General features: G+C 56.4%; 19 protein-coding genes. 14 read left to right on the forward strand and 5 right to left on the reverse strand.

Features of this window, described 5'->3' with window-relative positions:
* Positions 1-235: 235 nt before the first annotated feature.
* Positions 236-1,225 (reverse strand): 2-hydroxyacid dehydrogenase, encoded by a 990-nt coding sequence (locus F3J30_RS00005; protein WP_166715192.1) that lies wholly within the window; start codon positions 1,223-1,225, stop codon positions 236-238.
* A gap of 440 nt (positions 1,226-1,665) precedes the next feature.
* On the opposite strand from F3J30_RS00005, the gene F3J30_RS00010 reads away from it, so the two are divergent.
* The 3 genes from F3J30_RS00010 to F3J30_RS00020 are packed head-to-tail and all read left to right on the forward strand — an operon-like array spanning position 1,666 to position 4,824.
* Positions 1,666-4,308, forward strand: a complete 2,643-nt coding sequence (locus F3J30_RS00010; RefSeq protein ID WP_166715193.1) for a YdbH family protein — start codon at positions 1,666-1,668, stop codon at positions 4,306-4,308.
* Positions 4,305-4,496: a YnbE family lipoprotein gene (locus tag F3J30_RS00015; RefSeq protein ID WP_014070162.1), complete on the forward strand. Its 192-nt coding sequence runs from the start codon at positions 4,305-4,307 to the stop codon at positions 4,494-4,496. The genes F3J30_RS00010 and F3J30_RS00015 overlap by 4 nt, the downstream gene beginning before the upstream one ends.
* Before the next feature lie 7 nt (positions 4,497-4,503).
* Entirely contained in the window at positions 4,504-4,824 is a 321-nt protein-coding gene (locus F3J30_RS00020) for a YdbL family protein (RefSeq protein ID WP_014070163.1), read from the forward strand.
* Here F3J30_RS00020 and feaR read toward each other — a convergent pair whose 3' ends face one another.
* Positions 4,825-5,733 carry a transcriptional regulator FeaR gene (gene feaR, locus F3J30_RS00025; RefSeq protein ID WP_166715194.1) on the reverse strand — a complete coding sequence of 303 codons (909 nt, stop codon included), beginning with the start codon at positions 5,731-5,733 and terminating at the stop codon, positions 4,825-4,827.
* A gap of 241 nt (positions 5,734-5,974) precedes the next feature.
* On the opposite strand from feaR, the gene F3J30_RS00030 reads away from it, so the two are divergent.
* Positions 5,975-7,474 carry an aldehyde dehydrogenase family protein gene (locus tag F3J30_RS00030; RefSeq protein WP_166715195.1) on the forward strand — a complete coding sequence of 500 codons (1,500 nt, stop codon included), beginning with the start codon at positions 5,975-5,977 and terminating at the stop codon, positions 7,472-7,474.
* A 55-nt stretch (positions 7,475-7,529) separates the two neighbouring features.
* On the opposite strand, the gene F3J30_RS00035 is transcribed toward F3J30_RS00030, so the two are convergent.
* From F3J30_RS00035 to paaZ, 3 genes are all read right to left on the reverse strand, one after another.
* A complete protein-coding gene (locus F3J30_RS00035) occupies positions 7,530-8,636 on the reverse strand; it encodes a GGDEF domain-containing protein (protein WP_166715196.1) in 1,107 nt (368 codons plus the stop codon).
* An 898-nt stretch (positions 8,637-9,534) separates the two neighbouring features.
* Positions 9,535-11,808, reverse strand: coding sequence for a primary-amine oxidase (gene tynA, locus F3J30_RS00040; protein ID WP_166715197.1), 2,274 nt, complete (start codon positions 11,806-11,808; stop codon positions 9,535-9,537).
* Between the two features lie 165 nt (positions 11,809-11,973).
* Positions 11,974-14,019, reverse strand: coding sequence for a phenylacetic acid degradation bifunctional protein PaaZ (gene paaZ / locus F3J30_RS00045; protein WP_166715198.1), 2,046 nt, complete (start codon positions 14,017-14,019; stop codon positions 11,974-11,976).
* Between the two features lie 284 nt (positions 14,020-14,303).
* Here paaZ and paaA point away from each other — a divergent pair, with 284 nt between their 5' ends.
* From paaA to pcaF, 10 genes are read left to right on the forward strand one after another with little or no spacing between them, the layout of a single operon-like run.
* Positions 14,304-15,233 carry a 1,2-phenylacetyl-CoA epoxidase subunit PaaA gene (paaA, locus tag F3J30_RS00050; protein ID WP_166715199.1) on the forward strand — a complete coding sequence of 310 codons (930 nt, stop codon included), beginning with the start codon at positions 14,304-14,306 and terminating at the stop codon, positions 15,231-15,233.
* A 12-nt stretch (positions 15,234-15,245) separates the two neighbouring features.
* On the forward strand, positions 15,246-15,533 hold the full coding sequence (gene paaB, locus F3J30_RS00055) for a 1,2-phenylacetyl-CoA epoxidase subunit PaaB (RefSeq protein ID WP_003857353.1): 288 nt from the start codon (positions 15,246-15,248) through the stop codon (positions 15,531-15,533).
* 8 nt (positions 15,534-15,541) lie between these two features.
* Complete coding sequence (gene paaC / locus F3J30_RS00060; protein ID WP_166715200.1) at positions 15,542-16,288, forward strand: 1,2-phenylacetyl-CoA epoxidase subunit PaaC; 747 nt, start codon at positions 15,542-15,544, stop codon at positions 16,286-16,288.
* An 11-nt stretch (positions 16,289-16,299) separates the two neighbouring features.
* Positions 16,300-16,797: a 1,2-phenylacetyl-CoA epoxidase subunit PaaD gene (gene paaD, locus F3J30_RS00065; protein WP_166715201.1), complete on the forward strand. Its 498-nt coding sequence runs from the start codon at positions 16,300-16,302 to the stop codon at positions 16,795-16,797.
* 7 nt (positions 16,798-16,804) lie between these two features.
* A complete protein-coding gene (gene paaE, locus F3J30_RS00070; RefSeq protein ID WP_166715202.1) occupies positions 16,805-17,875 on the forward strand; it encodes a 1,2-phenylacetyl-CoA epoxidase subunit PaaE in 1,071 nt (356 codons plus the stop codon).
* The gene (gene paaF / locus F3J30_RS00075) at positions 17,872-18,639 is read left to right on the forward strand and encodes a 2,3-dehydroadipyl-CoA hydratase PaaF (RefSeq protein WP_166715203.1); all 768 of its coding nucleotides are present in this window, start codon (positions 17,872-17,874) and stop codon (positions 18,637-18,639) included. Before paaE ends, paaF begins: the two co-directional genes overlap by 4 nt.
* Complete coding sequence (paaG, locus tag F3J30_RS00080; protein WP_166716670.1) at positions 18,639-19,427, forward strand: 2-(1,2-epoxy-1,2-dihydrophenyl)acetyl-CoA isomerase PaaG; 789 nt, start codon at positions 18,639-18,641, stop codon at positions 19,425-19,427. The genes paaF and paaG overlap by 1 nt, the downstream gene beginning before the upstream one ends.
* Position 19,428: 1 nt before the next feature.
* Positions 19,429-20,856 carry a 3-hydroxyacyl-CoA dehydrogenase PaaH gene (paaH, locus tag F3J30_RS00085; RefSeq protein ID WP_166715204.1) on the forward strand — a complete coding sequence of 476 codons (1,428 nt, stop codon included), beginning with the start codon at positions 19,429-19,431 and terminating at the stop codon, positions 20,854-20,856.
* Positions 20,846-21,268, forward strand: a complete 423-nt coding sequence (gene paaI, locus F3J30_RS00090) for a hydroxyphenylacetyl-CoA thioesterase PaaI (protein ID WP_014070176.1) — start codon at positions 20,846-20,848, stop codon at positions 21,266-21,268. The genes paaH and paaI overlap by 11 nt, the downstream gene beginning before the upstream one ends.
* Positions 21,268-22,470, forward strand: coding sequence for a 3-oxoadipyl-CoA thiolase (gene pcaF / locus F3J30_RS00095; RefSeq protein ID WP_166715205.1), 1,203 nt, complete (start codon positions 21,268-21,270; stop codon positions 22,468-22,470). The genes paaI and pcaF overlap by 1 nt, the downstream gene beginning before the upstream one ends.
* Positions 22,471-22,615: the final 145 nt, after the last annotated feature.

Here is a 22,615-nt window from a genome sequence, read left to right on the forward strand (position 1 = left end):
TGAGGGCACCGCGAAGCGGCGATTTTCTTAGCCGGGAGACGGGATTGTTAAGGGGGCGCGATAGCCCCCTTAACACGTTCACCGCAGCGGATTATGCAGGTAGCAGGAAAGTCTGAGTGAACGGAACGATGCCACTAAAATAACAGAGTGGCTTCATACCGCTTAACTGACTGGCATTACAACCCATAGGTTGCCGTTTGTTTGTTTCACGCTGTCGCCAACTGGCATCGCAAACTTAAGCCAGTTCGTTCGGACAGACTTCACCCTTTTCCAGCTGCTGCAAATTACCCAGCGTGGTTTCTGAAATGCTGATCAGTGCCTCGGCAGTCAGGAAGGCCTGGTGCCCGGTGAACAACACGTTATGACAGGCGGACAGACGACGGAACACGTCATCCTGGATAACGTCGTTAGACTTGTCTTCAAAGAACAGATCGCGTTCGTTCTCGTACACGTCCATGCCCAGCGCGCCAATCTTCTGGGTTTTCAACGCTTCGATAGCCGCCTGCGAGTCAATCAGACCACCACGGCTGGTGTTGATGATCATCACGCCGTCTTTCATCTGGTCAAACGCTGTCTGGTTAAGCAGGTGATAGTTTTCCGGCGTCAGCGGACAGTGCAGGGAAATCACGTCAGACTGGGAAAAGAGCGTTGGCAGATCGACATATTCCACGCCCAACTCCAGCGCGGCTGCACTTGGGTACGGATCAAATGCCAGCAGACGCATCCCAAAGCCTTTCAGAATGCGCAGAGCAGCAACGCCGATTTTACCAGTACCAATCACACCAGCGGTTTTGCCGTACATGGTGAAACCGGTCAGGCCTTCCAGAGAGAAGTTGGCATCACGGGTACGCTGATAAGCGCGGTGAATGCGTCGGTTTAGCGACATCATCATCCCGATAGCGTGTTCAGCAACGGCTTCAGGTGAGTAAGCCGGAACGCGAACGACCTTCAGACCCAACTCTTTCGCGGCATCAAGGTCCACGTTGTTAAAGCCCGCGCAGCGCAGGGCGATATACTTCACGCCATGCCTTTTCAGCTCTTCCAGAACCGGGCGGCTACCGTCGTCATTCACAAAGATACAGACGCCTTCACAACCGTTAGCTGTTTTGGCCGTTTTTTCAGTCAGCAGAAAGTCGAAAAATTCAAGTTCGAATCCGTAAGCCTCGTTAACATGTTGCAGATACTTTTTGTCGTACTGCTTTGTGCTATATACCGCGAGTTTCATAAGACTTTCTCCAGTGATTTTGCATTCACGTTAGCATGATTAAAATAATCTTACAATTTATAAAATATTATTGAATTCAATAAGTTCTATGGATAATTCTAGAGCATCTGTGGGCAATAACCCCAGGGGATTCAAACGACAGGGTTTTCTTTCGTTGATATTTTGTACAGGGATTATCACCGGCAATGATCAAACAATACCCTAAGCAGGGTTTACCCCCCCCCACAAGCCACTTTTCACACGGGAACCAACACCAGGCATAAACTAACAAATTGAATAACAGGCATATTGTCGATTTGTTATGTATTAATAATTTTACCTAAGCACGAAGGTGCATCTATCCTAAAGAGTGGCGTTCTCTTCAACTGACTGGCGAAACATGCGACAATGATCGGCACTGTCGGCTTATTTTTTTCGATAAATCAGGATATTAACTGCCCATGAAGGGTAAATACAAAGCCGCGCTCGCGCTTCTACTGCTGATGATACTTTTGCCGCTGACGCTGCTGATGACGCTCGCCCAGTGGGTGCCCACGCTTGCCGGAGTCTGGCTACCTGTGGGTACACGTATCGCCTTTGAAACCAGCCCCCGTCTGACTCGTCACTCGATCGTTATTCCGGATCTCCGCTATCTGGTTGAAGACTGTGAGATTGCCAGAGTCGAAAACGCGACACTGTCACATCCGAGCCGCTGGAAGCTGGATATCGGCGCGCTGGATCTCAATACCGCCTGTCTGAGCAAATTACCGCAAACCGCGCCGTCAACGGCTGCGCCCAAAACGCTGGCACAGTGGCAGGCGCTGCTTCCCAACACCTGGATTAGCGTCCACCGGCTGACGCTCTCTCCCTGGCAGCAATGGCAGGGAGAGCTCAAGGCCTCATTAACGCCAGCCATACAGGAGCTGAGCTATAAGGGCGAGCAGGTCAACGTGCAGGGCAAACTGCGCGGGCAAACGCTGACCATCAGCCAGTTTGAGGCCCATCTTCCGGATTACCCGCAGCCTGTGTCGCTGGTGGGTGAATTCACCTTACCCCTGGTGCCAGACGGCGTGCCGGTGAAAGGCCATGCGGTAGCAACCTTTAATGTGCCGCAGCTTTCCTCGCTGGTGGACGCAGACCTGGACTGGGAACAAAACCAGGGGCAGCTGGTTGTGATGTCGCGCGATAACCCCGACCCGCTCCTCGACCTGCCGTGGACAATTACGTCGCAGCAGCTGTCCATCAGCGATGGTCGCTGGAACTGGCTCCTCTCCGGGATGCCGCTGAGCGGGCGCATTGGTCTGAATATCGATAACTGGCAGCAGGGGCTGGAGAAAGCCACCCTCTCAGGCCGCCTTAACGTGCTGACGAAGGGCGATGCGGGCAAAGGTAACGCCGTGCTGATCATCGGGCCGGGTAAGCTCAGTATGGAAAACAGCGATATGCCGCTGCATCTGAGCGGTGAAGCCAAACAAAACGATCTGATCCTCTACGCCATGCTGCCGGCAAAACTGACCGGAAGCCTGAACGACCCACAGCTGGCGTTCGACCCCGGGGCGTTACTGCGCTCACGTGGGCGAGTGATTAACTCCCTGAATATTGATGAAATTCGGTGGCCTTTAGCCGGTGTTAAACTCACCCAGAAGGGCGTAGACGGCCGTTTACAGGCCATTTTGCGCGCCCATGAAAATGAAATGGGAGATTTTGAGCTGCATCTGGATGGCCAGGCCAATGACTTCTTACCGGATAACGGCCTGTGGCGCTGGCGCTACTGGGGGAAAGGGAACTTCACGCCCATGAACGCACGCTGGGATGTGGCCGGTAAAGGGGAATGGCGCGATAACGTTATCGAGCTTACCGATTTGTCGACGGGGTTCGACAAACTTCAGTACGGCACGATGCTGGTCACCACGCCGCGTCTGGTGCTGGATAAACCGGTGCGCTGGTTACGCGATCCGGCTAACCCTCAGTTCAGCGGCGCGCTGTCGCTGAATGCCGGACAAACCACGTTTTCCGGCGGCAGCGTGCTTCCGCCATCGGTGTTGACCTTTAGCGTGGAGGGCAACGACCCGACGATTTTCCAGTACAAAGGATCGCTTCATGCAGGGGCAATTGGCCCCGTCCAGGTGAATGGCCGCTGGGATGGCGAACGCCTGCGCGGCCAGGCCTGGTGGCCGAAACAGTCCCTCACTGTGTTCCAGCCGCTTCTTCCGCCAGACTGGAAAATGACGCTGCGGGACGGCAATCTCTATGCGCAGGTGGCGTTCTCTGCCGCAGCGGGACAAGGCTTTGAAGCCGGCGGGCATGGAGTACTGAAATCCGGCAGCGCCTGGATGCCGGACAACCAGATCAACGGCGTCGATTTTGTGCTGCCGTTCCGCTTTAGCGAAGGCACCTGGTCACTTGGCACTCGCGGGCCGGTCACGTTAAGAATTGGTGAAGTGGTTAACCTGATCACTGCGCGTAATATCACGGCGGATTTGCAGGGTGACTACCCGTGGAGCGAAGACAATCCACTGCTGTTAACCAACGTCAGCGTCGACGCACTTGGTGGCAAAATCACCATGCAACAACTGCGAATGCCGCAGCACGATCCGGCATTGCTGCGGGTGAATAATATTTCCTCCAGCGAACTTATCAGCGCGGTAAACCCGAAGCAGTTTGCGATGTCCGGCCCGGTAAGCGGGGCGTTGCCTTTCTGGCTGGACAACGAAAAATGGATAATCAAGGACGGCTGGTTAACCAACCCCGGCCCGATGACGCTGCGTATCGACAAAGATACGGCCGATGCCATTGTGAACGATAATATGGTTGCGGGGGCGGCAATTAACTGGCTCCGTTATATGGAAATTTCGCGCTCGTGGACGAGAATCAATTTAGATAATCTGGGTGAATTAACCATGCAGGCCACGATCAGTGGAACCAGCCGTGTGGACGGGAAAAGCAGTACCGTTCACCTTAATTACACCCATGACGAGAACGTCTTTACCCTCTGGCGCAGTCTGCGTTTTGGGGACAATCTGCAAACATGGTTTGAGCAACACGCGGCATTACCGAATACCAGCCGCAGTTCGACAGGCAAGGAAAGTGAGGAACAACAATGAAAAAGATGGCAGGTGTACTCACCGTGGCCGTTGTCGCGTTGCTGACAGGCTGTACGCCGCGTATTGAAGTTGCGGCGCCAAAAGAGCCAATTACCATCAATATGAACGTGAAAATTGAGCATGAGATCCATATCAAGGTCGATAAAGACGTCGAAACCTTGCTGAAATCGCGCAGCGATCTGTTCTGAGGACGCCATGAAACGAACATTAGCTCTTATTTTACTGGCGCTGGGCATGAACGTGCAGGCTGCAACACTCACCCTGAACGAGGCGCGGGCGCAGGGGCGCGTGGGTGAAACGCTGAGCGGCTATATCGCTCCACTGCGTCAGGATGCAGAAACTCTGGCGCTGGTGAATCAAATCAATGCCGCGCGGACCGAAAGCTATCAGAAACTTGCCGACAGCAACAACCTGCCGGTAGATGAAGTGGCGAAAATGGCCGGTCAAAAGCTGGTTGCCCGGGCGCAGCCGGGTGAATACGTGAAGGGCATTAACGGTAAATGGCTGAAAAAGTAGTTAGCGGCAACGCTTACGATACTCGCCAGGCGACACGCCAAAACGCTGCTTAAACGCCGTTGAAAAGTGGCTATGGTCAGCAAATCCCCAGCTATAGCCAATCCCCGCCAGCTTTTCATCATCGCTGGCGGCACGCAACACCTGCGCGCACAGGTCAAGACGGCGGTTTTTAATATACTGCGCCACCACCAGTCCCTTATCGGCAAACATGCGATAAAGACTACGCACCGACATCCCACTTTCCGTGGCGATCCATTCCGGGCGTAAAGCTTCAGACTGAATATGGTCGTCAATCAGGGACAATACGTTCTGGAACTGACGCTCTTTGCGTGGCTGGACCGATTCGCGCTGCTGAAAGGCCGGGCGCAGCAGGCAAACCATGGCTTCCAGCGCCGCCTCACTTTCTAAATCGCTCAGGTCGGCGTTGCCCATGCTCTCCTGCAACAGGCGATGGCTCAGCTGCACCGTTGGCAGGCTGCGCGACAGGGTAAGCGCACAGCTAACCTCCTGGAAACGGCACTGTTGCTCAATAATCTGACGAGGAACGAGCAGCGAAATCTGGCGGGATTTTTCCTGCCAGTAAATCGAGCAGGGGCGTGAAGCATCAATCAGGGTGATATCACCCGTTTTAAGAATGGAGCGGCGATCGTCCTGTTCCAGTTCAGCACTGCCTTCAAGCTGAAACACGGTATAAAACCAGGCATCGTTGCCGTTTTTAATCTCCTGACGGGTACGAAACAGGTTCACACCACCGGCGGTAACAGTGCTTAATTTCAGGCTACGGGCATAGCTGGTTTCCAGCTCGCCGATAAACTCACCCTCTAACGGGCGAGCGTCAAAGCGCCCACACACCTGGTTAATTTGCGCCAGCCATTGCTGATACTTTTCCTGCTCGCTTGCACACGCCATCGTTTATCTCGCTGCACTTTCAATGTTTTCGCATTGTTGCATTTGTGTTGCATTTTGTCAGAGCCATGAGGCTGACTATAGGAAAGAACACTCACCGGGAACAGTGGTATAAGCGGGAATTATCATGTTTTGCGGAGCCTGTCACAGGTGGCAAAGCGAATGTCACAGAGACAAAAGCGGGATTGCAAAACGCCTCTTAGACTGCAATGACACCCTGCGAATAATAACGAAGGAGTACCCTATGTCTGAATCACAGGTCGCAGTCCTGCCAGGCGTACAGCAGTTTTTAGATAGACATCATGGACTGTGGATTGAAGGCCGTCAGGCTGCGTCCGACAGTGAAAAACGCCTGAACGTGTTTAACCCGGCAACCGGTGAAGTCATTGCCTCAACCGCCGATGCCAGCGTAGCGGATGTCGATCGCGCGGTGATGTCCGGCTGGCGTGCCTTTGTGGCCCGCAGCTGGGCAGGAAAACTGCCCGCCGAACGCGAGCGTATCCTGCTGCGTTTTGCCGATCTGGTCGAACAGCACAGCGAAGAGCTGGCGCAGCTTGAAACCCTGGAGCAGGGCAAATCCATCAACATTTCCCGCGCCTTTGAAGTGGGATGTACCCTGAACTGGATGCGTTACACCGCCGGGCTGACCACGAAAATTGCGGGTAAAACGCTCGACCTTTCTATTCCGCTGCCGCAGGGCGCGCGCTATCAGGCCTGGACGCGTAAAGAGCCGGTGGGCGTGGTTGCCGGGATTGTGCCGTGGAACTTCCCGCTGATGATTGGCATGTGGAAAGTGATGCCAGCGCTGGCGGCGGGGTGCTCGATTGTGATTAAACCATCCGAAACTACGCCGCTGACCATGCTGCGTGTGGCGGAGCTGGCAAGCGAAGCGGGCATTCCTGATGGCGTGTTTAACGTGGTGACCGGCAGCGGAGCCGTGTGTGGCGCGGCGTTAACCTCTCACCCGCATATTGCCAAAGTCAGCTTTACCGGCTCCACGGCGACGGGCAAACAGATTGCCCGCACCGCCGCAGATACGCTGACGGGCGTGACCCTGGAGCTGGGCGGTAAAAACCCTGCCATCGTCCTGAAAGATGCCGACCCGGTCTGGGTGATTGAAGGGCTGATGACCGGCAGCTTCCTCAACCAGGGGCAGGTGTGCGCGGCAAGCTCGCGTATTTACATTGAAGCACCGCTGTTCGACACCCTGGTGAGCGGTTTTGAGCAGGCGGTTAAATCCCTGAGCGTGGGCCCGGGTATGTCGCAACAGGCGTTTATTAACCCGCTGGTGTCACGTGCTCACTGCGACAAAGTTCAGACATTCCTGGATGAAGCGAAGTCGCGCAATGCGGAGCTTATCACCGGTAACCGTGGCCCGGATGGGCAAGGCTATTATGTATCGCCAACGCTTGTGGTGAACCCGGATGCGGGCCTGCGCCTGACGCGTGAAGAGGTGTTTGGCCCGGTGGTTAACCTGGTCCGCGTGGCTGATGGTGAAGAGGCATTACAGCTGGCGAACGATACGGAATACGGGCTGACGGCAAGCGTCTGGACTCAGAATATGAGTAAAGCGCTGGAGTACACCGACCGACTCCAGGCAGGCACCGTGTGGGTGAACAGCCATACGCTTATCGACGCTAACCTGCCGTTTGGCGGCATGAAGCAGTCGGGCACCGGGCGCGATTTCGGCCCAGACTGGCTGGATGGCTGGTGTGAGACGAAGTCGGTATGTGTGCGGTATTAATAAACTTTTTTAGGTTTTGCAGGCCGGGTAAGGCGTAGCCGCCACCCGGCATTTTTTAATGGGCCCACCGGTCCCGCCCGGCCTCTTTCGCCCGGTACAGCGCCGCGTCGGCGCGGGCGATAATCTCCGTCCCGGCCAGACCCTCCACCATGGACGCAATGCCCATGCTGACGGTAACCACGCCGCTCACTTTCGAAGCACTGTGCGGGATTGCCGCCGCACGTAGCCCGTCCTGAACGCGTACTGCAACCTGTTCTGCCATGTTTTCAGGGCAGTCGAACAGGATCACCACAAACTCCTCGCCACCATAACGAGACACAACATCGTGCGGCGTACGCACCGATTTTTTCAACACCTGCGCCACGCGCGTCAGGCAGTCATCACCGGCCTGGTGACCATAAGTGTCGTTATAAAGCTTGAAATAATCGACATCGAGCATAATCAGTGAGAAGGCTTTGTTCTGATCAACCGCGTTCTCCAGCACGGTTTCCATCGCCCGCCGGTTTGCCGTCTGGGTTAAGGCATCCAGATGCGCCAGCGCATCGAGCCGCAGAATTAAACGCTGGTTCTGCTGGTTACGCCGCCAGGCCTCTTCGAACCAGCTCAACAGGATATAGCGCCCGCAGATCAGGATAAGGGTAAACACAAGCCAGATGACAGCAAAGCGCAGATTAACGCCCTGGTTCAGGGCGATACTCGAAACGGGCAGGCTAAGCCACAGCGGTATGACAAAAGCCAACAGCCCTGAAGGGTAAAAATAGAGCGCCGTCATGCCGGCTAAAAGCAGCACAACGAAGATGGGCCACGCGTGAGGAAGCTGTACGATGGCGATTAACAGATACCCGCAGAGCGCCCACAGCAAGCTGCAAATAAACAACACGATGCTGATCCCGGCGATATGTCGCCAGGTCATGATCAGCAGGGCCGCCGAAATAATGATGATCCCCAGCATTGAGGTGTCCACCATCAGCGCCAGATGTTGCGTCGTTCGGAGCAGAGTGTCGACATCACCAAACAATACGTTGCGCAGCAGGAGCATGAGCGCGAAGCTCACGTTCACAAATGCCAGCCACGGCAGGTTCATTGCCAGGCCGTGACGCACCATCGATTTACGGGTAGGCCAGGTGGCAAGATCGGGCGTTGTGTTTTGTCTTTTTTCCATAGCGGCCAGTGTCCCCATCCAAAGGGAGAAAGTGAAAATAGCGGGCGGGCAGTACCGCTCGTTTATACGTTACGGTGTCACAATGCTAAGTCTGAATTCAAGGTTATCTAAATATTGCGGAATAGTACCCGGTTTGACCGTGTAGCAAGAGATAAAAAAAAGAAGACAAGAATAACTATAATCGGGGGAATGCGTTCGGCAACTGACTGAATGGAAAAGAAACAAAAAAGCCGGGTTTGGTGCCCTAATGTCAGTCAGTTAAGCGATATTAAGCCACTCTGTTATTTTAGTGGCATCGTTCCGTTCACTCAGACTTTCATGCTACCTGTATAATCCGCTGCGGTGAACGTGTTAAGGGGGCTATCGCGCCCCCTTAACAATCCCGTCTCCCGGCAAAGAAAATCGCCGCTTCGCGGTGCCCTCAGCTTATTCCTTCCGGCTTTTCGGGGACGGGCGGAGGCAACGTCCCTGTAAATCCGCCCTCGCCGCGCATCCCTGCGCGTCGCCCCGGCCTACAGGAAACGCTTCGGCGATTTTCAGCCGGACTCACGCTCACTCAGCCTTCTGTGCGGTCTGAAAATGGCACGGACGTTGAGTCCCGCAGAAATCGGCGAACCGGAGACCGGATGACAAGGGCTGGACGCCAGGGATGGCGGCCAGAGGCGAATCGAGACAGGCTGTCGAGTTGAGCCGACCGCAGGCAGAGGGTCGGGAGGTGAGCGCAGTGCGAAGCACCGATTTCGTTGCGGGCCGCGGGGATTGATAAGGGAGCCGCGGTGGCTCCCTTATCCCGTTCACGTGTTCTGAACGAATTATTTTCTGCGGGTATTAAGGTGAACGGAACCTTCCACCGCGCTTAACAGACAAGCATTAGGCATGGTGCCCGGCTTGTCTGAGGTTACTTATCGTCTTTTTTCTTGCCGAGGGTTGGCGTCTCGTCAAAGAAGTTCCACGGTTTCAGCAGGGTGTGAACCCATTCCGTTGGCATGATTGGCCACTCTTCGGCACGGGCAACATGGGTTGTCCCCGTCGTCATCCAGACCACATCATCCTCATTGTTAAGCGACTCGTTATCCTTGCTGTACTGACCCAGACCAGTATCGTGGGTTGAACGGTTCGGGAATTTCCCTTCCGGGTACATCTCGTTTGGATGATAGCGCGTGACCCACAGCTGTTTATCCATAAAGCTCAGACGATGGTAAATCCACTCATCCGGTGCAAATTTCGCCCCGGTGGCAACCGGGTGAGTACCGCCTGCATACGGGATAATCTGGTACGACACCGGGTTACCCATGCGGTTCTCTTTGCTGGTATTGCTCAGCAGACGGATGGTGCCCGGGTCAAACTTCTGCGCGGCCTGCTGTTCGGTATCAATATTGTACTGGTTAATCTGCATGGTACTGGTACGTGGGCCACCTGCTGTGTTTGGCTTCACTTCAGGATCCATTGCCACCAGACTGTTGTTGGTGCCATCCACATCCATATCCAGACGGAAGTTATAGATATGCTGGTGGGTGGTGCCGACGATGTTATGGTCGATCAGCGTGCCGTATTTGGTGTCGTCTTTGGCGGTGGCATCATGCATGGTTTTCGCCAGCACGCCTTTCACCGCTTCAATCCCGGTTGCACCGGCATCAATACCGATGGTGCCGTTTTCGTGGAACACCCAGTCAAAGATATAGTCGTAGTTACCCACGGTACTGACCCAGCGCACGACCAGCTCACGGCGTTCGGTGCTGACGTTCGGCTGACCCATCTCCTGATGCTTGTACTCAGGGCCCGCGTAACGCTCGAAAATGGCGATAGCGCGAGGGATTTCCATCGGTGCACCGGTGTAGTCCGGGATGGTTTCATTCAGCAATACGGCGTTAGACGGAACGTCTTTGCCGCGCACCAGCGGGGAGGTCAGGGTGCCCATACCGTAGTCACCGGAATCCAGATACGCTTTGAAGTACCAGCCCACGTCCGGGTCGCCGTAAGGCACAATCATCCCACCCAGAGAACCTTCGTACATGATCTGGCGTTTTTTGCCGTTATCGTTGTAGGTCACGGTTGAGATAACTGGCCCCACGCGGGAATCCAGACTCAGATGGAAATCCCAGTTCTGCCAGTGCACCATGTCACCGGTAATGGTGTAGTTCTTGCCTTCTGGCTCAATAATCTCGAGTGGTTTTTTCGGCGTCTCTACACGGTCGCGGCCATCATACGGGCGCGGCGCCATTGGCACCGGCACCACGGCACCTTCTTCGATTTTCTGGATTTTCTTCTGTTCCAGGTCGACAACGGCCACCAGGTTTTCAATCGGGTGCGCCCAGTAGTTACCGTCACCGGTATCGAGGTAGCTCACCACTTTCAGCAGGCGGTCTTCCTGTTTTAAACCGTCTTTGCCGTCAAAGTAGCCGACGGTCAGCGGGGTGGTGATCACTTTCTTCGGATCGGTTACGCCGTGCTTTTTCAGCGCCTCAACGTATTCCGGGCTGTCATTGATAATCTGCTGTACGGCGGTGAAGTCATCAAGCAGCACCATACCGTGCGCATCTTTGATAGGCTCCCAGCTCAGCACTTTTTTGTCTTTCAGATCAACCAGGCTTTCAATGACGTGTTTACCGTCAAGCATAGTGACTTGCGCCTGGCGAGGGGAATCCACTGCCGTGCCATTCAGTACAAAGTCCCAGACTTTGGCTTTTTCCGGCTCGGCCAGCGCAATCTGGGTGAAGCGGGTATTGGGTTTAAAATCCGCAGAGGATTTAACAATCTCTACGGCTTGCTTAATTTCATCGGCAGATAACGCATTCAACGGGTGAGGGCGTTTCTCTACCTGGAAGGTCTGGTCGAGGCCGGACTGGAAAACATCGTTGATGAAGGTATCAGAGATAAAGGCTTTTTTGCCCTTCATCACCACTGGCACCTGCAATTTCAGGATTTTGCCGTTGACGATAGCCGTTTTCGCACCTGGTTTGACCTTCACAAATGCACCGTCTTTGGCGATGGTGAACATCTGCGCATAATCGTCCCACTGCACATCCGCGCCAAACTCCTGAAGCGTTTTGTCCATCGGAACCATGTGCGCCTCACTGCCGTGGGCGAAAACAGGGGTTTGCCAGGCGCAAATCAGAGCAACTGCCATGGCCAGTGCCGTTTTACGGGCAGAAAAAGAAGAGTTGCTTCCCATCGTTGACCTCATTTTGTTTTGTTGTGTTTTTTGTGTTGTGCCAGCGTTATCCTGGCAGGGCTGGGTGAAAAGCGTTTGCCTGCATCTGCCAGGTTATTTGTCAGTCTTGCCAGGTTAAAAAAAGACCGGGGGTAAATCACATCCCCGGTCAAAGTGCGTAACGTCTTACTCTGCAAAATCGCCTTGCTGGCGCGCGACCAGCGTCAAAATGGAATAAAGGGCAACGGCTTGCTGATGCTGATTGAAGATCTCAACCGCCCATTCCACCACGCCTGTCGGTTTTTCATCGGCGGCACGTTGTTTTTTCAGCGTTTTGCGTTTGCAGGTCAGGCGAACCTGAATGGTATCGCCCGGCTTGACCGGCTCGATAAAGCGCAGGTTTTCCATGCCGTAGTTGGCAATCACCGGCCCCACGCCCGCATCCACAAACAGACCCGCAGCGGCGGAAATCAGGAAATAACCGTGGACCACGCGTTCGCCGAAAATAGACTCCGCCGCACCAATCTTGTCCATGTGAGCGTAGAAATGATCGCCGCTCAGGCAGGCAAAGTTGACAATATCGGCTTCCGTCAGGGTACGGCGCGGTGTCAGCAAGCTATCGCCAGGCTGTAACTCCTCGAAGTATTTGCGGAACGGATGTACCCGGTCTTCCTGTACCTGCGCACCGCGAACCCACTGTTTACCAATAGCCGCCAGCATCGAGGGGCTGCCCTGAATGGCCGTGCGTTGTAGGTAATGTTTTACCGCCCGCAAGCCGCCCAGCTCTTCACCGCCGCCCGCGCGTCCCGGGCCGCCGTGAACCAGCTGCGGCAGCGGAGAACCGTGCCCGGTAGACTCTTTGGCAGACTCTTCGTTGAGGATCTGAATGCGCCCGTGAGCGCGCGCCGCGCCGGCAATAAACTGGCGGGCGATCGCTATATCTGCCGTCACCAGCGTCCCGGCCAGGCTACCGCCACCGGCGCGGGCAAGCTGCATGGCGTGGTCGGCGGTGCGGTATGGCATCAGTGTGGCAACCGGGCCAAAGGCCTCGGTGGAATGCACCGCCGGGCTTTCATCCGGCTGTGGGCAGAACAGCAGGGTTGGCGGGAAGAACGCGCCTGCCGCCTGCATATCCGCTTTACCCCCCAGACGCACCTGGCAGCCTGCGGCAATCAGCAGATCCACCTTTTCCTGCACATCTGCGCGCTGTTCGTGGTTGACCAGCGCGCCCATTTTCACGCCTTCCTGTGCCGGGTCGCCCACCACCACGTTTTCCAGGCGGGTAATCAGCGCCTGGCTCACGGCATCGACCTGGCTTTGCGGCACAATGATGCGGCGAATGGCGGTACATTTCTGCCCGGCTTTGGCGGTCATTTCACGCACCACTTCGCGGATAAACAGCGCAAACTCGGGCTGTTCCGGCGTTACATCGTCGCCCAGCACGCAGCAGTTCAGTGAGTCTGCTTCCATGGTGAATGGAATGGAGTTGGCGACAATATTCGGGTGCACGCGCAGGCTCTGGCCGGTACTGGCGGAGCCGGTAAAGGTCACCACATCCTGGCTGTCGAGCTGGCTCAGCAGATCTCCGGCACCGCCGCAAATCAGGCTGATTGCCCCATCGGGTATCAGGCCGCTGTCGATGATAGATTTCACCATCGCCTGCGTTACCTGCGCGGTGGCGGTGGCGGGTTTGATAATGGCGGGCATCCCGGCAAGCCAGGTCGGCGCCAGTTTTTCCAGCATTCCCCAGCAGGGGAAGTTAAAGGCGTTAATGTGTACCGCCACACCGGATTTGGACGTTAAGACGTGGCGTGCGGCAAACCCGCCTTCTTTTGACAGCGGGATCAGTTCGTCTTCCGGCCAAAGTGTGTCGTCCGGCAGTTCGCGGCTGCCAAGGCTTGCGTAGGTGAAGAGGGTGCCGATACCGCCTTCGATATCGACCCAGCTATCGGCTTTGGTTGCCCCGGTTTGTGCCGACAGCGCATAGAACGCGGCTTTCTGGCTCAGCAGGTGTTTTGCCACCGCTTTCAGCATGGCAGCGCGTTCAATAAAGGTCATGGCGCGAAGTGATTCACCGCCGTGCTCAATGGCATAGCGGCGAGCCGCCGCCATATCCAGACCCTCGCTGGTCACTTCCCACAGTGCTTCGCCGCTAATGGCATGATGAATATGGCGCTCACGGCCCCGGCCAGACTGCCAGGCGCCGGACAAGAAGCTGGCTAACTGCTGCATTTCTTATCTCCAAGTGTTACGTGATTTCACTATAAATACTTTGATCGTGAATCATAAAAATCAAGCGATGTTTTAATGAATTGTTAACATTGTGATCTGGCCTGACGAAACGCCCGTCCATTCTTCTGTGTGCTCCCACCAGGTTTGAAAAGCCTTGCGAGCGATGTCACAAATTACACAAACATTTCTTGGGGTTATATTTAACCTTTGTGTAACTTTTAAGAAACGAAGTGATTCACCATTTCACTTAACGAAACCAGTTAACGAATCATAAGGGTGATGATGTGACACAAGAACAACGCTTTGAGCAGCGCATAGCGCAGGAGACGGCCATCGAGCCACAGGACTGGATGCCCGATGCCTACCGCAAGACGCTGATCCGCCAGATTGGGCAACATGCGCACTCCGAAATTGTCGGGATGCTTCCTGAGGGGAACTGGATCACCCGCGCCCCGACGCTGAGACGCAAAGCGATTCTGCTGGCGAAAGTGCAGGACGAAGCCGGACACGGTTTGTATCTCTACAGTGCGGCAGAAACGCTGGGCTGCGCGCGGGAAGACATCTACCAGAAGATGCTCGACGGTCAGATGAAATACTCCTCCATCTTTAACTACCCGACGCTGAGCTGGGCCGATATCGGCGTAATCGGCTGGCTGGTGGACGGTGCCGCGATCGTGAACCAGGTGGCTCTGTGCCGTACCTCTTATGGCCCTTATGCCCGTGCGATGGTGAAAATCTGTAAAGAAGAGAGCTTCCACCAGCGTCAGGGCTTTGAAGCCTGCATGGCGCTGGCACAGGGCAGCGAATCCCAGCGTCAGATGTTGCAGGACGCCATCAACCGTTTCTGGTGGCCGGCATTAATGATGTTCGGGCCAAACGATGACAACTCGCCAAACAGCGCCCGCAGCCTGGCCTGGAAAATCAAACGCTTTGGTAATGACGAGCTGCGTCAGCGTTTTGTTGATAACACCGTACCGCAGGTGGAAATGCTTGGCATGACCGTACCGGATGCTGACCTGCGTTTCGACGAAGAGAGCGGTCATTACCGCTTCGGTGAAATTGACTGGCACGAATTTGAAGACGTGATTAACGGGCGCGGCGTGTGTAACCACGAACGCCTGGCCGCAAAGCGAAAAGCCTGGGAAGACGGGGCGTGGGTGCGCGAAGCCGCACTGGTGCACGCAGAAAAACAGCGCGCCCGTCAGGTCGCATAAGAGGAAACAACAATGAGCAATGTCTACTGGCCGTTATACGAAGTATTTGTGCGATCCAAACAAGGGTTGTCTCACCGACATGTAGGTAGCCTTCACGCTGCCGACGATCGCATGGCGCTGGAAAATGCACGTGATGCTTACACCCGTCGCAGCGAAGGCTGTTCTATCTGGGTGGTGAAAGCGAGTGAGATCGTGGCTTCACAGCCGGAAGAGAGCGGTGAGTTCTTCGATCCGGCGGAAAGCAAGGTCTACCGCCACCCGACGTTTTACACCATCCCTGATGGCATCGAGCACATGTGAGGTCAGGGATGAAAACAACAACTGCATACGCCCTGCGTCTGGGCGACAACGGCCTGGTGCTTTCACAACGTCTTGGCGCCTGGTGCGGCCATGCGCCAGAGCTGGAAATTGACCTGGCGCTGGCCAACATCGGCCTTGATGTGCTTGGGCAGGCGCGCAATTTCCTGACGTACGCCGCAGAGCTTGAAGGCCAGGGCGATGAAGACACGCTGGCCTTTGGCCGCGATGAACGCCAGTTCCACAACCTGCTGCTGGTGGAACAGCCGAACGGCAACTTCGCCGACACCATTGCCCGCCAGTACTTTATGGATGCCTGGCACGTAGAACTGTTCAGCCGCTTAACCCAGAGCCGCGATCGCCAACTGGCCGCCATTGCCGCGAAAGCGATTAAAGAAGCGCGTTATCACCTGCGCTTTAGCCGTGGCTGGGTGGCGCGTCTGGGAGCTGGCACGGAAGTGTCCGCGCAGCGGATGCAGCAGGCGGTAGACAACCTGTGGCGCTTTACGGCAGAGCTGTTTGAAGCCGATGACGTTGAGCTGGCGCTGATTGAAGAAGGTATCGCCGTCGACCCGCGCGAACTGCGTCAGGGCTGGGAAAGTGAAGTGTTTGCCGGATTACACGAAGCCGAACTGCATGTGCCAGAAGAAGTGGCGTATCGCACCGGCGGCAAGAAAGGGCTGCACACCGAACACCTGGGGCCGATGCTGGCAGAGATGCAATATCTGCAGCGCGTTTACCCGGGCCAGCAGTGGTAAGGAGAGCGGTTATGCAACGTTTCGTCGAGATTGCACCTGCGGAAATCCCGCAAATCTGGTCGCTGTTAAGCCAGATCCCGGACCCGGAAGTACCGGTTCTGACCATCACCGACTTAGGGATGGTTCGCAACGTTACCGCACAGGGCGAAGGCTGGGTGATTGGCTTTACGCCAACCTATTCGGGCTGCCCGGCAACGGAACACCTGCTGGGTGCTATTCGCGAAACGATGACGGCGCACGGTTTTACCCCTGTGCATATCGTGTTGCAGCTTGAGCCTGCCTGGACCACCGACTGGATGACCGCCGATGCCCGCGAGCGTCTTCGCGAATATGGCATCAGCCCGCCAGTCGGCCACAGCTGCCACGCCCATGCACCGGCGGAAGTCAGTTGCCCGCGCTGTGCCAGCACCGACACCTCGCTTATCAGTGAATTTGGTTCGACGGCCTGCAAGGCGCTTTATCGCTGCAATAGCTGCCGTGAACCTTTCGACTATTTCAAATGTATTTGAGGTTGCCATGACAACGTTTCACTCCTTAACTGTGGCAAAAGTAGAACCCGAAACCCGCGATGCGGTGACCATTACCTTTGCGGTCCCACAGGCATTGCAGGAGGCTTATCGCTTTCGTCCGGGGCAACACCTGACCCTTAAAGCCACGCTGGGCGGCGATGAACTGCGCCGCTGCTACTCTATCTGTCGTAGCGTGACGCCTGGCGAAATCAGCGTGGCCGTGAAAGCCATCGAAGGCGGGCGTTTTTCACGCTACGCCCGGGATGAGATCAAGCAGGGCATGGCGCTGGAGGTCATGGTTCCGCAGGGACACTTTGGCTATCAGCCGCAGGCCGAACGTGAAGGCCACTATCTGGCTATCGCCGCGGGCTCCGGGATCACCCCGATGCTGGCGATCCTGTCCGCTACCCTGACCACCGAGCCAAACAGCCATTTCACCTTGATTTACGGTAACCGCAGCAGCCAGAGCATGATGTTCCGCCAGGCGCTGGCTGACCTGAAAGACAAGTACCCGCAGCGCCTGCAACTGGTGTGCATCTTCAGCCAGGAAACCCTCGACAGCGATTTGCTGCACGGGCGTATTGATGGCGAAAAACTTCAGGCGCTGGCAAAGACTCTGATCAATTTCCGCCAGTATGACGAAGCTTTTATCTGCGGCCCGTCGGCGATGATGGACGATGCGGAAGCAACGTTAAAAGCGCTGGGGATGCCGGAAAAAACCATCCATCTTGAACGCTTTAATACTCCGGGCTCTGGCGTGAAACGTACCGTCAGCGTGCAGGCGCAGGGACAAAAAGTCACCGTGCGTCAGGATGGCCGTGACCGTGAAATCACCCTGACCGCCGACGACGAAAGCATTCTGGATGCTGCCCTGCGTCAGGGCGCTGACCTGCCGTACGCCTGCAAAGGCGGCGTATGCGCCACCTGCAAATGCAAAGTGGTGCGCGGCAAAGTGGATATGGCAACCAACTACAGCCTTGAGCCGGACGAACTGGCTGCCGGATATGTGCTGAGCTGCCAGGCGCTGCCGTTAACCGCTGACGTCATTGTCGACTTTGATGCGAAGGGGATGGCATGAGCGAACTGATTGTCACCCGTCATGGCCGTGTGTTGCAGCTCACGCTCAACCGCCCGGCCGCGCGCAATGCCCTGAACAATGCGCTGTTGACCCAGTTGGCCACTGAACTGGAAGCTGCGGCAGTAGATAGCGGTATCTCAGCCTGCGTGATTTACGGCAATGAGCGCTGCTTTGCCGCAGGCGCCGATCTCAACGAAATGGCAGAAAAAGATCTGCCCGCCACGCTGAATGACATTCGCCCCCAGCTGTGGGCACGAATCAACGCTTTTCCTAAACCGCTGATCGCCGCCGTTAACGGCTTTGCACTGGGCGCGGGCTGTGAACTTGCGCTGCTGTGTGATGTGGTGATCGCCGGTGATAACGCCCGTTTCGGGCTGCCGGAAATCACCCTCGGCATTATGCCGGGTGCTGGCGGTACGCAGCGTCTTATTCGCAGCGTGGGGAAATCGCTGGCCAGCAAAATGGTGCTGACCGGTGAAAGCATTACCGCGCAGCAGGCGCAACACGCCGGGCTGGTGAGCGATATCTTCCCTGCACCGCTGACGCTCGAATATGCCCTGAAGCAGGCGGCGCTGATGGCTCGCCACTCGCCGCTGGCGCTACAGGCTGCGAAACAGGCGCTGCGCCAGTCTCAGGAAGTGCCGCTACAGGCCGGGCTGGCGCAAGAGCGACAGCTGTTTACGTTACTTTCAGCCACTGACGATCGCCGTGAAGGTATCGAGGCTTTCTTACAAAAACGCACCCCCGACTTTAAAGGACGCTAATTGTGGAATTTATTCTGAGTCAAGTAGAGCAAGGCGTAATGACCATTACGCTCAATCGTCCGGAGCGTTTAAACAGCTTTAACGATGTCATGCATCAGCAGCTTTCCGAATGCCTGAAACAGGCCGAGCGTGATGACGCCATCCGCTGTTTGCTGATAACCGGAGCGGGGCGCGGGTTTTGTGCCGGGCAGGATCTTAATGACCGCAACGTTGACCCGAACGGCCCGGCGCCGGATCTGGGGATGTCCGTGGAAACCTTCTACAACCCGCTGGTACGCCGCCTGGCGAAACTGCCAAAACCGGTTATCGCCGCGGTAAACGGCGTGGCGGCGGGCGCAGGTGCAACCCTGGCGCTGGGCTGCGATATGGTGATTGCCGCGCGTTCTGCGAATTTCGTCATGGCCTTCAGTAAGCTTGGCTTAGTGCCGGACTGCGGCGGTACCTGGCTGCTGCCACGCGTTGCAGGACGCGCCCGTGCCATGGGGCTGGCGCTGCTCGGCGACAAACTGAGTGCCGAGCAGGCGCAGACGTGGGGGATGATCTGGCAGGTGGTGGATGACGAGCAACTCTCCAGCACCGCCCAACAGATGGCGCTGCACTTTGCTTCCCAGCCGACCTTTGGCCTGGGGCTTATCAAGCAGGCCATCAACGCCGCTGAAACCAATACGCTGGATGCGCAGCTCGACCTGGAGCGTGATTACCAGCGTCTGGCAGGACGCAGCGACGACTACCGCGAAGGCGTGAGTGCTTTCCTGGCAAAACGTACGCCGAACTTCACGGGGAAATAAGATGGTGATGAATATTCGCACTGTTGCCGTGATTGGCAGCGGCACGATGGGCGCCGGGATCGCCGAAGTGGCGGCCAGCCACGGCCATCAGGTCCTGATTTACGACATCGCCTCTACTGCCATTTCGCGCGCCATTGACGGAATCCGTCAGCGCCTGGCCTCCCGTGTGACACGCGGAAAACTGTCTGCGGATACCAGCGATCAAATCCTCGCGCGGCTCATTCCGGTAACCGACATTAACGCGCTTGCTGCGGCGGATCTGGTGATTGAGGCCGCATCCGAACGCCTGGAAGTGAAAAAGGCGCTGTTTGCTCAACTGGCGGAGATTTGCCAGCCGCAGACGCTGCTGACCAGTAATACCTCGTCCATTTCCGTTACCGCGATTGCGGCAGATATTCGTCATCCTGAACGCGTGGCCGGGCTGCATTTTTTCAACCCGGCCCCGGTGATGAAGCTGGTCGAAGTGGTCAGCGGGCTGGCGACATCTCCGGAAGTGGCGGACGAACTGTGTGAGCTGGCAACAAACTGGGGCAAACAGCCTGTGCGCTGCCAGTCTACACCGGGCTTTATCGTTAACCGTGTGGCGCGTCCGTTCTATTCAGAAGCCTGGCGTGCACTGGAAGAACAGGTCGCCGCGCCCGAAGTCATCGATGCCGCGTTACGCGAAGGCGGCGGATTCCCGATGGGGCCGCTGGAGCTGACCGACATGATTGGTCAGGACGTCAATTTTGCCGTGACCTGTTCAGTGTTCAACGCCTTCTGGCAGGAGCGTCGTTTCCTGCCTTCGCTGGTCCAGCAAGAGCTGGTGCTGGCCGGGCGTCTGGGAAAAAAAAGCGGGAAGGGCGTGTACGACTGGAATGGCGATAAACCCCAAGTGAAGTGGCTCGATGCCGTCAGCGACAGTTATAGCCCGATGAACACGCAGCGAAGAAGTGACGGTGTCACAGAAATTGATGAACTGTTGCTGATTGAAACCCAGGGGGAGACCGCCCAGGCACTGGCGCTACGCTTAAACAGCCCGGTGGTGGTGGTCGACCGGATGGAAGGCGACGTGGCGGTGATCGCGGCGGCCGCCAGTAACCCGCATTCGGCGACGCAAAAAGCCATTTTCTGGCTGCAGCAGCAGGGAAAACGGGTGGTGCAGATTGCCGATTACCCTGGACTGCTCATCTGGCGCACGGTGGCGATGATTGCCAACGAAGCGCTGGACGCCCTGCAAAAAGGGGTCGCCAGCGAGAAAGACATAGATACCGCGATGCGCCTTGGCGTGAATTACCCCTGTGGGCCGATTGCCTGGGGCGAACGTCTGGGCTGGCAACGTCTGTTAGCGCTGCTGGAAAACCTGCAACGCCACTATGGCGAGGAACGCTATCGCCCCTGTTCACTGCTGCGCCAGCGTGCGCTTCTGGAGAGTAGCTATGAGTCATAACGCCTGGCACAACGCCCGTACGATGTATGAACAGGATGCCTGCGCGCAGGCGCTGGGTATCGACATTATCGAAATGGACGAAGGGTACGCGGTGGTGACGATGACCATCACCCCGCAGATGCTTAACGGCCATAAAACCTGCCACGGCGGCCAGCTGTTCTCGCTGGCAGATACTGCATTCGCCTACGCCTGCAACAGTCAGGGGCTGGCGGCGGTGGCGTCGGGCTGCTCCATCGACTTTCTGCGTCCGGGATTTGCCGGGGACAAGCTAACCGCCATCGCGCGGGTTAAGCATCAGGGCAAACTGACTGGCGTGTACGACATTGAAATCCAAAACCAACAACAAAAAACGGTCGCTCTCTTTCGCGGGAAATCTCACCGCATTGGCGGCAGTGTGACAGGAGAAGCCTGATGCGTGATGCATTTATTTGTGACGGTGTTCGTACCCCGGTGGGGCGTTATGGCGGTGTGTTGTCGGGTGTCCGTGCCGATGATTTAGGTGCGGTGCCGCTGCGTGCATTGCTGGCGCGCTACCCGCAGCTGGACGCAGAACGCATAGACGATGTGATTTTTGGCTGCGCGAATCAGGCCGGGGAAGACAACCGCAACGTGGCGCGTATGTCCGCGCTGCTGGCCGGGCTGCCGCAATCGGTGTCTGGCACCACGATTAACCGCCTGTGCGGCTCTGGGATGGATGCCATTGGCTTTGCAGCACGCGCGATTAAAGCAGGCGACGGCGATCTGCTGATTGCCGGCGGCGTGGAGTCAATGTCCCGCGCGCCCTTTGTGATGGGCAAAGCGACATCAGCATTTCAGCGTCAGGCGGAGATGTTTGATACCACCATCGGCTGGCGATTTGTGAATCCGCTCATGCATCAGCAATTCGGAACTGACAGTATGCCGGAAACGGCGGAGAATGTAGCTGAATTGTTAAATATTAGCCGTGCCGACCAGGATGCCTTCGCGCTGCGTAGCCAGCAGCGCACGGCGCAGGCTCAACAGAACGGCATTCTGGCTCAGGAAATTGTGCCGGTGCTGGTGGCGGGCAAAAAAGGGACGGTAACGGAGATCAGCGTTGATGAGCATCCTCGCGAGACAACCCTGGAGCAGCTGGCCGCACTGAAAACGCCGTTTCGTAAGAACGGTGTGGTCACGGCGGGGAACGCTTCTGGCGTGAACGACGGCGCAGCAGCGTTGATTATCGCCAGCGAGCAAATGGCGCTGGCACAAGGTTTAGTGCCACGCACGCGTATTGTGGCAATGGCAACGGCAGGCGTTGAACCGCGCCTGATGGGGTTAGGGCCGGTTCCGGCGACCCGTAAAGTGCTGGAGCGTGCGGGGCTAAGTATTAACGATATGGATGTCATTGAGCTTAACGAAGCTTTTGCTTCGCAGGCGCTGGGTGTGTTGCGTCAGCTGGGCTTACCAGATGATGCCGCGCATGTTAACCCGAACGGGGGGGCGATTGCGTTAGGCCACCCGCTCGGAATGAGTGGTGCCAGACTGGCGCTGGCAGCGAGCAACGAATTGCACCGACGCAACGGGCGCTATGCGCTTTGTACGATGTGCATCGGTGTGGGTCAAGGCATTGCCATGATCCTTGAGCGTGTTTGAGCGAATCTACACAAAATCATTCGAGTTGCATCAAGGCGGCAAGTCTGAGTACCCCAGGAGCTTACTTAAGTAAGTGACTGGGGGCACAGACGCAGCCAACGCAGAGGCAGCTCGAAGGATGAAGTGTAACAATGTGAGTATCCTA

Origin of the sequence: Enterobacter sp. Tr-810, from assembly GCF_011752765.1 — a bacterium.
Classification (GTDB): domain Bacteria; phylum Pseudomonadota; class Gammaproteobacteria; order Enterobacterales; family Enterobacteriaceae; genus Enterobacter; species Enterobacter soli.